Below are 12879 nucleotides of genomic sequence, written 5' to 3' on the forward strand. Positions count from 1 at the left end.
CATATTTTTGCGATTAGCAAAGAAATATTTCTTTTTTCTTTCAATAAACATAAATAACGCTTTTCACGGTTCGTTTCCCCTTTCCCTCGCATAATCTATTCAATATTTTTGATCTTTTTTTCACGTCTCCCCGCACGGGAGGCGGAAGGCATCCCGATACGCCGTGTCCATCCCCGCCCCGGCCTTCCGCCCGGCTCAAAAGCAATTCCCTTACGGTTTCCTCTGCGCTACGATGACAAAAAGTTTTTCCCCATTCGCAAGGAGGCAGTCATGCTTGAACTGTTGAAACACCGCCGCAGCATCCGCACATTCACCGACGAACCCGTCTCTCAAGAAAACATCGACAGCCTGCTCAAGGCCGCCCTGCTCGCTCCTTCGTCGATGGGCAAAAAACCCGTCGAATGCATCGTCGTTCGGAACAAGGAAACCATAGCCCGCCTCAAAACCTACAAAAAGCACGGCACCACACCTCTCGGAACCGCCCCTCTCGCCATTGTCGTGATCGCCGACGGCCAGAAATCCGACGTATGGGTGGAGGACGCCTCCATCGTATCCATCCTCATCCAGCTTGAGGCGGAGAAACTCGGGCTCGGTTCCACATGGATCCAGCTTCGGAGGCGCGAAGGCGACAGCGGGCCTTCCGAAGAGGCTTTCCGGCAGGAGCTTGGCATCCCTGAGCACTATGGCGTCCTCAGCGTCGTCGCCATCGGACACAAGAACGAGCAGAAGAAACCGTATACCGATGCGGATCTTGATTTCACCAAGGTCCACTACGAAACGTTCTGAGCACACTGCTCGTGAGGAATCCGTGCCCCGCCCCAGCGAGTCGCTCCCTTGCCTGAGAGGCGTGGGTCCGGCTGTCCCGCAAGAGCCTTGAATCCGCTTGCGTGCTATAAAAAGCTTCCCATGACGAATCCATAAAAAAAGAGGCGCCTTCCACGGAAGGCACCTCCTCGGTTTTGTTGCGTCAGCGGGTTAGTTGGCGCCGAACCACTTCTCGAGGATCTGTTTTTCGATGCCCTTTTCCTGAACGGCCTTGATGCCGGCGTTCAGCTTCTGGGCCAGTTCCTTATCGTTCTTGCGGAGCGCGAAACCGTAGAATTCCGGATCGCCGGTTACGAGGCCGATATGGAACTTGTCGCGGTATTCGTCCTTGGTGTTGGCGTAGTACTTGGCGACCGGGTCATCACACATCACGGCGTCAAGGTTGCCCTTGGCGAGGTCTTCAAAGGCGAGCCCCACTTCGTCGTAGGTCTTCACAACCATCTTGATCTTGGAAGCGGGGATGGTCTGAACCATGGCCGTCGTGCCGATCTGGCCGCCGACCCGCTTTCCGGCGAGCTCTTCGAGATCCTTGATTTCCTTGCCGAGCGGCAGGACCACGGCCTGATGCAGTTCATAGTAGGGATCGGTGAACAGCATGGCCTTCTTGCGCTTGTCGGTGATGCTCACGGACGCGGCGATCACGTCCACCTGATTCGAGGCCAGCGCCGCGAAGATGCCGTCCCATGCGATGTTCTTGACCTGCACGTCAAAGCCGGCTTCCTTGCCCACGGCTTTGATGTAGTCAATGGAGAATCCTACGATTTCCTTGTCCTTATTCAACATTTCGTTCGGCGGGAACGTGGGATCGGACGCCACGACAAGAGGCTTTTCGGCGAAAGCGACCGAGGCGCACAGCAACAGGGACAGCAGGGAGACAGTCAAAGTACGGAACATGTTTATCCTCCAAAGTGTTACCATTACAGTCCGGCAACGCCGCAATACCGGCGGAACGGGACCGTCCTTTACAACGGATGACCCGATTTAGCATGTTTCAGGGAAAGATGTAACCCGTACAATCCACCGCCCCCCCTCTTATCCCGGCGTTCTTCACGAAATTTTCCCATAAACAGGCTTTTTTGCACTGAGTCCGTTCCCCGCCGAGCCCTTACCCCGCCCCGGGAAACGAAATTCCCCGGATTCCGCCCCCCTCCGGTTGCAAGTCAGGGACCGTTCATCTATGTTTTCAAGCCGGTTCGCATTTCTTTCCCAAGGATAAACTGATGGGGCATACGATTTATCTCGTCGGCGCGCGCGCCGCAGGCAAAACGACTTTTGGCGGCGCTTTGGCGCGGCAACTCGGCTGCAACTATGTGGATACCGACATCCATTTGCGTGAAACCACAGGTGAAACCGTAGCTGACATCGTAGCCCGCGAAGGCTGGGACGGTTTCCGCAAACGCGAGAGCGCCGTCCTCCGGGCGGTTACCGCCCCCGGCACCGTCATCGCCACCGGGGGCGGCATGGTGCTTGCGGAGGAAAACCGCCGCTTCATGCGCGAAAACGGCATCGTGCTCTATCTTTCCGCCCCGGCCGAGGTCCTTGCATCCCGCCTGCAAGCCAATCCCAACGCCGTGCAACGCCCCACACTTACCGGGAAATCCATTGCGGAAGAGGTGGCCGAAGTGCTCGCCGCCCGCGAACCTCTCTATCGTGAAACCGCCACGCACATCCTCAATGCCGCCGCCACGCCCAAAGAACTCCTGGCCGAGGCTCTGGCAATCCTGAAGCCATAAGTTTTTTTGCCCATACAGTCTTCGGAAGACGTCGTTCTTTCCCCAAAAAGCGGCTCCGAAACCGGAAAAAGGAAGATTCCCCTCCTGCATACAAAAGTCCCCCGGAAAACTTCCGAGGGACTTTTCCCATTCCGTGGGAAGGGCTCTTTTGGTCACCATGATATGGAAACGCTCCAAACGGCGCTCCGCTTGACGACGCGGACCCCAAAAACGCGGAGAAAAAGGTGCCCTCATAGGCCACCCTTCTCCTGTCGGCTATTCGCTTTTTTTCTTGTGCGAAGAACGCAGGCGGACACGGATGGGCGCGTGCTCGATGCGGAAAATCTTGCGAAGGGAACGATCGAGATAGCGGGCATAGGTCTCGGACACTCGATCGGCGTCACTGACGAAGAACACAAAGGTCGGCGGGGCCACTTCCGCCTGCGTGAGATAGAAAAACTTCGGACGCGAGCGCTTGACCACAGGCGGCTGGTGTTTCGTAAGCACTTCTTCCATCGCCCGGTTGAGCGCGCCGGTCCCGATGCGGGTGTTGCACTCTTCGCGGATCTGCGCGGCGAGCGGGACGATGCGCCCAAGGCCCACCTGCTTCATGGCCGAGACCATCAGCACCGGCACGTGCGGGCAGAACTGGAGCACTTCCTTAAAGCTCTTTTCCAGCGCGGCCTGTTCCTTGCGGCCCACAAGGTCAATCTTGTTCACCAGAATCATGAAGGGCGTCTTGCGCTCGTCCAAAAGATCGATAAGCCGCTTGTCCTGCGCGGTCACGCCCTCGAGCGCGTCGATGACATACAGCGTCACGTCGGCCTTGGTCGTGGTCTTGAGCGAGGAGTTGACGGAAAAACGCTCCACAGTATCCGTAATGCGCGTGCGGCGGCGCACGCCCGCCGTGTCCACAAACTCGCAGGCCCGCCCGTCGCTCACGAAGGGAATGTCCACGCTGTCGCGCGTCGTCCCGGCCACATCGCTGACGATCATGCGATCTTCGCCGATCATGGCGTTTACCAGCGAGGACTTGCCCGCGTTGGGACGCCCGAGCATGGCGAGGCGCAGCACGTTTTCCGGCTTCGCTTCGGCATCGGGGTCTTCAACAGGCAACAAGTCCACCATTTCCTCTTCGAGCGCCCGGATGTTGTGCCCGTGCTCGGCGGAAAGGGCCAGCATGGGGAAGCCAAGGGCGTGGAATTCGGCCAGCATGGTGTCTTCGTGCTCCATGCCGTCCACCTTGTTGACCACCAGCAGGGTCGGCTTCCCGGCCCGGCGCACGAACGAGGCAAGGTGCTCGTCGAACGGCATCAGCCCGTCGCGCCCGTCCACCACGAGGCAGAACACCGAAGCCTCGTCCATGGCGGCCTGCGTCTGCTGGAGGATTTCCGCCTCGAACCCGCGCAGCCCTTCGGGGCCGTCGGCTACGGAATGGTGGCTGTCGAGCGTCACGCCCCCGGTGTCGATCAGGGTGAAGGAACGCCCGCTCCGAGAACGCACCACGCCTTCCATACGGTCGCGGGTGACGCCCGGACGGTCATGGGTGATGGCCCGGTTACTGCGAATAAGCCGATTAAACAGCGTGGACTTGCCCACGTTGGGACGGCCAAGCAAAGCGATTTTGGGGAGCATGCGACTTCCTCATCAAAAGATATCGGGTGACGCCCGCAACGGCGGGCAAGAACAACTTCGGGGACGGAGCCGTCCCCAAACACAAAAGTATTGGGAGGGGGGGTACGGGGGAGGGGAAGCCTCTCTTCAGAAAGGTCCTCCTCCCCCGCCCACTGCAAGGCAACTATTTCGTCGGCTCAATGAGTTCCTGACCGCCCATGTAGGGCACGAGGACCTTGGGGACCACGATGGAGCCGTCCTTCTGCTGATAATTTTCCATGATGGCCACCAGAGAGCGGCCGGTGGGCAGGCCGGAACCGTTCAGCGTATGCACCCACTCCGGCTTGCCGCCTTTGGGACGGAACCGGATGTTCGCGCGGCGGGCCTGGAAATCGACACAGTTCGAACAGGACGAAATCTCGCGGTAGGTCCGCTGACCGGGCAGCCACACTTCCACGTCGTAGGTTTTACAGGCGGAGAAGCCCATGTCCCCGGCGCAGAGCGTGATGGTGCGATACGGAAGTTCGAGACGTTCCAGCAGGGTTTCGGCGCTGCGGCGCATTTCCTCAAGATACTTGAAGGAGTCGTCGGGGTGCGTGATGTACACCATTTCGACCTTGGTGAACTGATGCTGGCGGATGTAGCCGCGCGTGTCCTTGCCCGCCGAACCCGCTTCCGAACGGAAGCAGGGCGTCTGGGAGCAATACCGCTTCGGCAGGGCTTCCTCGTCAAGGATCTCGTCGGCGTGGAGGTTGGTCACCGGCACTTCGGCGGTGGGGATCAGGTAGTATTCCCAATCCGCAACCTTGAAGAGATCTTCCTCGAATTTGGGAAGCTGGCCCGTGCCCTGCATGGTCTTGCGGTTGACCATGAGCGGAGGCAGGATTTCGGTACGGCCCTGCTCATGGTGGAAATCCAGATAGAAGCACACGAGCGCGCGCTCAAGGCGGGCGGCCCAGCCCCACGACACGGTGAAGCGGCTGCCGGCGAGCTTGGCTCCGCGCTCGAAGTCGAGGCCGCCGTTGTCGTTGCTCAGATCCCAGTGGTTCTTCACTTCAAAATCAAACTCGCGCGGCGTACCCCAGCGGTGCACTTCCACATTGTCGTTTTCGTCCACGCCGTCGGGAACGGAGGGGTCCGGGATATTCGGCACGGTGAGCATCCAGTCCGCGAGATCGGCCTTCACCGCTTCGGTGGCGCTGTCCAGCGCGCTGATGCGGGAAGAAAGATCGGAAAGGCTGGCGATGAAGGCTGCGGCGTCTTCCCCGTTGCGCTTCAGGCGGGCCACTTCGGCGGAGGCGCGGTTACGCTCGGCTTTGAGGGCTTCCACCTGAGCGAGCAGCTCGCGGCGCTTGTTGTCGAGTTCTTCAAAAGTACGCATGTTCAGGGGCGAATGGCGCTTCGCAAGAGCGGCGGCCACCACTTCGGGATTTTTCTGCAACAGTTTGAGATCCAGCACTTCAGCGCTCCTTGTCTTCCTGTATGGAGGGAAAAACCGCCGGACCGCGCACGGCGTCCGGGGATAGGGAACAAAACGCATCAAAAAATCCGGCGGGCACCCCTTCTCAGCCGCGATATGCCGCACCGGAAGGCTTTCCGCTCCGCCGTTTTGAATCCTCCAGTCTAGACAAGTTGGTATGCGCCGTCAACTGAATGAAGGCATAACCCCCGGCTAGCGGCTCCGGATTGCATCCCGCCCGCAAAAGGGATATCATTCTCCATTCTTCAGACAGTCCTTTCGGAGGTTCATCATGTCCATACTGATCCGTCGCGTTGTCACGCTTGCACTGACGCTGGTCACACTGACGCTCCTCGCCGCCTGCGGCCCGAGCAACAACGTACGCCTCATTTATAACACGAATACGAGCGCCGTCCTCCCCTTGCCCGGTTCGCCCAGCGTCGCCGTAGTCATGTTCAATGACGAAAGGACCCGCCAGTACATCGGGGAACGCAAGGACGGCTCGGTGTTCACCGCCAGCTCCACCATCGCCGACTGGTTCAGCCGCTCGCTCGCCGACGAACTCGGACGCCAGGGCGTGCAGGTTTCCTTCGCCTCCACGCTGGAACAGGCCCGCGCCGCCAACCCCACGTATATCGTGACCGGCTCCATCACCGACGTATGGCTGCAGGAACAGAGCACGACTCGCGTACAGTGCACCATCAAGGCCAAGGTGGCCCTCTCCAACAAGAAGGGCGTGATCTATTCCGAAAACCTGAGCTCCTCGCAGGAGCGCCAGTTCATCCCGTCCGCTTCCGCCATCGAAAGCCTGCTGTCCGACACGCTCAAGGACCTGCTGGTTCCGGCCGCCAAGAAGATCCAGAGCCAGATCCACTGATCCCTGAGGCCTCATCAATAAAGACAAGGGGAGAGGAAAACCGTTTCCTCTCCCTTTTCCGTTTTCCCCTCTGCCGACGGGGCCGCCCGTCACGGTGACGCCATGCGAGAGGAACCCTGCAAGACCTACGGCCATCTTTTCCCCGCCGACCGGCACATTGCGGACGCCGTGGGCGCCGTGCTGTCAGATTGGAACATTCCCGAATGCACCGAACTGGAAGGCGATATTTTCCGCATCAGCTTCGAGGGCGTCTTCTTCCCCTTGGACGATGTGCTGGACGCCCTGCGCCCTTTGCTTTGCGCGGAAAGTTCCGGTAAAATCGACCTGATCGACATGGAAGCCTGGACGCTGACGCGCGCGGCCTTTTCCGGCACGGAAATAACGGTCAAAACCGTGGGGCTCAACCACGTGCTGGCCTATTCCGGCCACTGACGGGCCCCCTTTTCATCAGCGGCGTTTGCCTATACCTTTGTCGGCGCGCGGATTCTCCTCTTGCGGCATCATCCCGCCGCGGGACGGACAGGCTGCCCAAGCACGGCCGCTCCGCTTTCACCAAACACGTATTCATCAATCCTGCCTCCCTGACACGCGGAATTACGCCCGGATGAGACAGGAAAACAACGAGGATCGCATGAAAGTCTATCTCATCGGCGCCGGACCCGGCGACCCCGGTTTGCTGACCATCAAGGGCAAGAACATTCTCGAAAAGGCCGATGTGGTCGTGTATGACTACCTCGCCAACGACACCCTGCTCGGCTATGCCCGGCCCGACGCGGAACGCATTTACGTCGGCAAGGTCGCCGGAAACCATGCGCTCCCGCAGGACGGCATCAACAAGCTCATCATAGAAAAAGCCAAAGAAGGCAAAATCGTCGCCCGGCTCAAAGGCGGCGACCCCTACATCTTCGGCCGGGGCGGCGAAGAGGCCGAGGAACTGCTGGACGCGGGCGTGCCGTTCGAGGAAGTCCCCGGCATCTCCAGCACCATCGCGGGCCCGGCCTATGCGGGCATCCCCTTGACGCACCGCAGTTTTTCCTCGTCCGTAACGCTCATCACCGGACACGAAAACCCCGATAAGCCCGGCTCCGTCCACAACTGGAAGGCCCTCGCCGCCAGCGCGAACACCCTCGTGTTCGTCATGGGCATGAAGAACCTTCCCGACATCGCCCGGAACCTCATCGAAGCGGGCCTTTCCCCCGACACCCCGGCGGCCCTCGTGCACTGGGGTACCACGGCGAAGCACCGCAGCCTCGCCTCCACCCTCGGGGCGCTCCACGAGGAAGGTGTCAGGCAGGGGTTCACCAACCCATCCGTCATCATCGTGGGCAAGGTCGTCACCCTGCGCGACCGCCTGAACTGGTTTGAACAGAAGCCCCTCCTCGGCCGCAGCGTGGTCGTGACCCGCGCCCGCGAACAAGCCAGCGGGCTTGCCGCGCAGCTTGCCGATCTCGGTGCCGAGGTCATCCAGTTCCCCACCATCGACATCAAGCCGCTCGAAGATTACTCCAGCGTCGACGACGCCGTCCGCAATCTCGGCGCATACGACTGGCTCATCTTCACCTCCGCCAACGGCGTCAAGTGTTTCTGGGAACGCCTTGAAGCGCAAGGGCTCGACGCCCGCGCCCTGTACGGCCTGCAGGTAGCGGCCATCGGCCCGGCCACGGCACAGGCCGTGCGCACCCACGGCATCGTGCCCGACTTCGTGCCCGAAGCCTATATTGCGGAAAGCGTCGCCGAAGGGCTTATCGGAATGGGCATGGACGGCAAGAAAGTCCTCCTGCCCCGCGCCCGCGAAGCCCGCGAAGTGCTGCCCGAAGAGCTCCGCAAGGCCGGGGCGCAGGTCGACGTACTGCCCGTCTACGAAACCGTGCCCGCCGCCGCGCACCGTGACGAAGTGCTCCAGCGCCTTGAGGCCGGGACCCTCGACGCGGTGACCTTCGGCTCCTCGTCCACGGTGGACAACTTCTTTGCCCAGATCCCCGCCGATACCATCAGGAACCAGCCTGAAGGCAAGCGCGTGAAGTTCGCCAGCATCGGCCCCGTGACCACCAAAACGCTCGCCAAGTACGGTTTTGCCTGCGACATCCAGCCCGAGGACTTCACCATCCCCGCGCTGGCCAAGGCGCTGGCGGCCTATTACGAAAAGCAGGGGGCCTAGCCATGTCCTTGAAACTCGCCGTCCTCGCCTCGGGCAGCGGCACGAACTTTCAGGCGATGGTCGACGCCGTCCGGCGCGGCGCGCTGGATGCCGACATACGCCTTGTGATCTGCAACCGACCCGGTGCGAAGGTCATCGAACGCGCAAAGGCCGCCGGGATCATCTGCGCCGTGATGGATCACAAGCTGTGGCCGAGCCGCGAAGCTTATGATCTGGCGGTGGCAGACGCCATCCTGAAGTCGGGGGCGGATACCGTGGCCCTTGCCGGGTACATGCGCATGTTGACGGCGGGCTTCCTGAACGCGTTCCCGCATCGCGTGGTCAACGTCCATCCCGCCCTGCTGCCCTCCTTCCCCGGTATCCACGGCGCGGCGGACGCGCAGGCATGGGGCGTGAAAATCACGGGCTGCACCGTGCATCTTGTCGACGAGATCATGGACCACGGCGAGGTGATCATACAGGCCGCCGTGCCCGCCATCGCGGGCGAGCCGCTCGACGATCTCCAGAGCCGTATCCACGCGCAGGAACACCGCATCTATCCGCAGGCGCTCCAGTGGCTTGCCGAGAACCGGATCAAGATGGACGACGACGGGCGCTCCCTGCATCTCCTGCCCGGCTCCCGCCCTCTCGCCGCTCCCGCTCCCGGCGTGCTCGTCAGCCCGCCGCTTGAGGAAGGCTTTTAGAGGAAGATCTTATGATGCGGAGGGGAGAGGGGACCGTTCTTCAGAAAGATCCCCTCTTCCCCCTCCAAGCTGCAGGAGCCGTTCGCTCCTCCCGCTCCCAAGGCTTTCCCATGAGGGCTCCAAACCGGCTCCGGATGAGCGCGGTACGGGCCGACCAAAGCCTTCCCGATGGGTGGGGGATGAAGCGCTCCAGACAGCCCAAGCGGAAAAAGTGGGCATACCCGGAATTGAAAAACGCACAGGGGACGAAAAAGAACGGTCGACACTGCTCCGGCGACTGGTTATAACACGGCACCTGACGAATAAAACCAGCTTTTCCTTCCCATTGAAAACGGCCGTCCCGTGCAGCCAGCGGAATCAGCAGTTGGGCGCGAAGTGACAGCCCTTGATTCTAGAAGGACAAGGGGTTGAAAAAAGAGAGGGACAAATCGGCGGACGGCCCTCCAAGGACCGTAGGCGTTAGGCGAATCTTTCGGACTTGCGGGCATTGAGAACGACGCGGCTTTCTCCAGAATATTTTCTCTTCCCACACCAACCTTTAAGGATGCAGCCATGTTTCCGCCGAAACCCCCGAAGGGCGCGGACCCGCGCATGTACTTTTTCCTGTTCCTCCTGACGCTGGGTACGACGCTCGGCTATCAGGGGTGGACACTCCTCTACACGAACTTTGCGGTGGAAAGCGCCCATCTTTCGGCGGCGGACAACGGCCTTGTGCAGTCGCTGCGCGAAGTGCCGGGACTGCTCGGATTTTTGATCATCCCCCTGCTCCTCGTCATGAAAGAGCACCGGGTGGCCGCGGTAGCCGCGCTGGCGACCGGCCTCGGCACGGCGCTGACCGGCTTTTTCCCCTCTTTCGTGCCCGTCATCCTGACGACGCTGCTGATGTCCTTCGGCTTCCACTTTTTTGAGGCCGTCAACCAATCCCTGCTCCTCCAGTATTTCGATGTCCGCACCACGCCCGTGGTTATGGGCAAGCTCCGCGGCCTTGCGGCGGGCGGCAGCCTCGCGGCGTCGGTCTTCGTGTTTTTCTGCTCCGATTTTCTGCCGTATACGATGATGTTCCTCATCGTGGGCGCCCTGTGCATGTTCACCGGCGTCTGGGGCCTGTTCCTCGATCCGACGAACAAGGAACTGCCCATTCAGAGCAAAAAAATGGTTTTCCGCAGGAAATATTGGCTGTTTTACCTGCTGACCCTTTTTCTCGGCGCGCGGAGGCAGATATTCATCGTTTTCGCCCTGTTCCTGCTGGTCGAGCATTTCCGGTTCTCGGTCAACACCGTTTCCGTCCTCTTCATGATCAACTATGCGATCAACTGGTTCCTCAACCCGCTCATAGGGCGGACCATCAACCGTATCGGCGAGCGCAAGCTCCTCAGCATCGAATATTCCACCGCCATTCTGGTGTTCACCGGCTACGCCACCACGGGCAGCGCGTGGGTCGCGGGCGTGCTCTACGTCATCGACTACATCGTGTTCAATTTCTCCATCGCCCTGCGTACTTTCTTCCAGAAGATAGCCGAACCGCAGGACATCGCCCCGACCATGGCCGTGGCTCAGACCATCAACCATATCGCCGCCATTTTCGTGCCCGCGCTCGGCGGCTGGCTGTGGGTGGAGTTCGGTTACCAAATCCCGTTCTTCATCGGTGCGGCGCTTTCCGGCTGCTCGCTCCTGCTCGTGCAGATCATCGACAGAGAAATAAGGCTGCACGCGCCCGCCAAGGCTTGATGCATCACAAGGAACACGTTAAAGAATCTCCATATTCAAGCCCTCAGGAGGCACTTGTATGCACGCCTATCTCCGCTCGCTGGCTTTGGGCCTCGCCCTGTTGCTGCCCGCCGTCCCCGCCTTCGCCGCTGACGCTCCGGCCAAAACCGACGCCGCCATCCCCGACAAGCCCACGCGCATCACCGAACGCAATACGCCGGTGGCCGTGGAATACGAAGGCAACGACAGCATCGGCTCCCGCCTCGCCACGCGCGTCAAGGAAACCCTCAACTCCAGCAACCTGTTTTCGCTTACCGATAAGGACACGCCCAAAATCCGTATCCTCATCGCCACCCAGCCTGAATTCAAAGACCGTCCGGGCGTGGGCTCGGCCTATGCGGTGGTCTGGGTCTTCTCCCAGTCGGAGAACATCCTGCGCCATTATCTGACCCGTGAAGTCGGCGTCGTCACGCCGGATGAAATCAACGGGCTGGCCGCCAAGCTTGTTGAAGAAACCGACAGCCTCGCTACCCGGTACGGGTACCTGTTCCAGTAATCGGAGTATACGCCGGGCATGAGCGTCATCACGCAGGCATTCAGCGACGCCTTCCAGCTTCTTGCAAGCGGCGACGAAGAAACGTTCGCCGCGGTTCAGGCCACGCTGTCCACCTCGGGACTCGCCATGCTCGGCTGCATCATCCCCGGCGTACCGCTGGGCTTTCTGCTTGGCTACAGCCGCTTCCCGGGCCGCAACATGCTCCGCATCCTCGTGGATACGGCCCTCTCTTTCCCCACTGTCGTACTTGGCCTGCTGGTCTATCTCCTGCTTGCCCGGCAAGGGCCGTTCGCCGATTTCGAGCTGTTGTTCACCGTGCCCGGCATCGCCATCGGGCTGGCCCTGCTCGGCCTCCCCATCGTCATCGCCCACACCTGCCTCGCCGTGGAACAGGCCGACAGACTGCTTGCCCCCACGCTCCGCACGCTCGGCGCGGGGCCGTGGCAATTGCTGTTCTCCACAGTCCGCGAACTGCGTTTCCACCTGCTCACGGCCTGCATCACGGCTTTTGGGCGCGTGGTTTCGGAGGTGGGCATCTCCATGCTGGTCGGCGGCAACATCAAATGGGCCACCCGGACCATCACTACCGCGATCACGCTCGAAACGGGCAAAGGCGACTATGCCCGCAGCATTGCGCTCGGCATCGTGCTCGTGACGCTGGCGTTTGTCCTGAATATGGGCCTTGCCGCCCTGCGCCGGAGGATGGGCCCATGACCCCGCTCTTCCATCTGGAAAACATCGTCCGGACCTATCCCGATCCCGCAAGCCGCGATCCCCATGCCGTCCGCACCGTCCTGAACCTTTCCGAACTGGACATCCGCGCCGGGGAAATTCTGGGCATCCGAGGCCATAACGGGAGCGGCAAATCCACCCTGCTCCGCATCATCGCCCTGCTTGAGCCGCCGGACAGCGGCACCGTGCTTTTCGAAGGCAGGCCCGCCGGGACCGACGATCTGCATCTGCGCCGTCAGGTTACCCTCCTGCTCCAGACGCCGTACCTGCTCTCGCGTTCCGTGGCCTCAAACGTGGCTTACGGTTTGCGCGTCCGGGGCATCCGCAACGCCTCCGAGCTTCAAAACCGGATCGCCGCCTCTCTCCTTGCCGTGGGCCTCGATCCCGCCGTTTTCCTGCATCGCCGCCGCCATGAGCTTTCCGGCGGGGAATGCCAGCGTGTGGCCCTCGCCGCCCGTCTGGCCCTGCGCCCCCGGGTTCTTTTGATGGACGAGCCCACCGCCAGCGTGGATCAGCAGAGCGCAGAGCGCATTGCCCGCGCCGCGCGTCATGCGGC

At 61.1% G+C, this 12879-nt stretch carries 13 protein-coding genes; 10 read left to right on the top strand and 3 right to left on the bottom strand.

Features of this window, described 5'->3' with window-relative positions; translation table 11 throughout:
- Window positions 1–270: 270 nt before the first annotated feature.
- On the top strand, window positions 271–786 hold the full coding sequence (locus tag HMPREF0178_RS04390) for a nitroreductase family protein (protein ID WP_005026049.1): 516 nt from the start codon (window positions 271–273) through the stop codon (window positions 784–786).
- A gap of 189 nt (window positions 787–975) precedes the next feature.
- On the opposite strand, the gene HMPREF0178_RS04395 is transcribed toward HMPREF0178_RS04390, so the two are convergent.
- Window positions 976–1719: a basic amino acid ABC transporter substrate-binding protein gene (locus HMPREF0178_RS04395; protein WP_009379427.1), complete on the bottom strand. Its 744-nt coding sequence runs from the start codon at window positions 1717–1719 to the stop codon at window positions 976–978.
- A gap of 326 nt (window positions 1720–2045) precedes the next feature.
- Between HMPREF0178_RS04395 and aroL the strand changes: the two genes are divergently transcribed.
- A complete protein-coding gene (gene aroL, locus HMPREF0178_RS04400; RefSeq protein WP_009379429.1) occupies window positions 2046–2558 on the top strand; it encodes a shikimate kinase AroL in 513 nt (170 codons plus the stop codon).
- A 255-nt stretch (window positions 2559–2813) separates the two neighbouring features.
- Here the strand turns inward: aroL and der are convergent, their stop codons facing one another.
- Both der and serS read right to left on the bottom strand, forming a co-directional pair.
- Window positions 2814–4172, bottom strand: a complete 1359-nt coding sequence (gene der, locus HMPREF0178_RS04405) for a ribosome biogenesis GTPase Der (protein WP_009379431.1) — start codon at window positions 4170–4172, stop codon at window positions 2814–2816.
- A 163-nt stretch (window positions 4173–4335) separates the two neighbouring features.
- Entirely contained in the window at window positions 4336–5610 is a 1275-nt protein-coding gene (gene serS, locus HMPREF0178_RS04410; protein WP_009379432.1) for a serine--tRNA ligase, read from the bottom strand.
- A gap of 292 nt (window positions 5611–5902) precedes the next feature.
- Here serS and lptE point away from each other — a divergent pair, with 292 nt between their 5' ends.
- The 8 genes from lptE to HMPREF0178_RS04455 all read left to right on the top strand — a co-directional run.
- On the top strand, window positions 5903–6487 hold the full coding sequence (lptE, locus tag HMPREF0178_RS04415) for an LPS assembly lipoprotein LptE (protein WP_009379433.1): 585 nt from the start codon (window positions 5903–5905) through the stop codon (window positions 6485–6487).
- Between the two features lie 102 nt (window positions 6488–6589).
- On the top strand, window positions 6590–6919 hold the full coding sequence (locus HMPREF0178_RS04420; protein ID WP_009379434.1) for a hypothetical protein: 330 nt from the start codon (window positions 6590–6592) through the stop codon (window positions 6917–6919).
- Window positions 6920–7118: 199 nt separating this feature from the next.
- Window positions 7119–8645, top strand: a complete 1527-nt coding sequence (cobA, locus tag HMPREF0178_RS04425) for a uroporphyrinogen-III C-methyltransferase (RefSeq protein WP_009379435.1) — start codon at window positions 7119–7121, stop codon at window positions 8643–8645.
- Between the two features lie 2 nt (window positions 8646–8647).
- Window positions 8648–9328 (top strand): phosphoribosylglycinamide formyltransferase, encoded by a 681-nt coding sequence (gene purN / locus HMPREF0178_RS04430; protein WP_009379436.1) that lies wholly within the window; start codon window positions 8648–8650, stop codon window positions 9326–9328.
- Window positions 9329–9880: 552 nt separating this feature from the next.
- A complete protein-coding gene (locus HMPREF0178_RS04440; RefSeq protein ID WP_005026029.1) occupies window positions 9881–11056 on the top strand; it encodes an MFS transporter in 1176 nt (391 codons plus the stop codon).
- A 58-nt stretch (window positions 11057–11114) separates the two neighbouring features.
- Window positions 11115–11591: a hypothetical protein gene (locus HMPREF0178_RS04445; RefSeq protein ID WP_005026028.1), complete on the top strand. Its 477-nt coding sequence runs from the start codon at window positions 11115–11117 to the stop codon at window positions 11589–11591.
- Window positions 11592–11609: 18 nt separating this feature from the next.
- Window positions 11610–12305, top strand: a complete 696-nt coding sequence (locus HMPREF0178_RS04450; protein ID WP_009379437.1) for an ABC transporter permease — start codon at window positions 11610–11612, stop codon at window positions 12303–12305.
- Window positions 12302–12879: ATP-binding cassette domain-containing protein (locus HMPREF0178_RS04455; protein ID WP_009379439.1), on the top strand; the 578-nt coding region annotated here is incomplete at its 3' end. The genes HMPREF0178_RS04450 and HMPREF0178_RS04455, both read left to right, overlap by 4 nt.

The sequence above is a fragment of the Bilophila sp. 4_1_30 genome, from assembly GCF_000224655.1.
GTDB lineage: Bacteria > Desulfobacterota > Desulfovibrionia > Desulfovibrionales > Desulfovibrionaceae > Bilophila > Bilophila wadsworthia.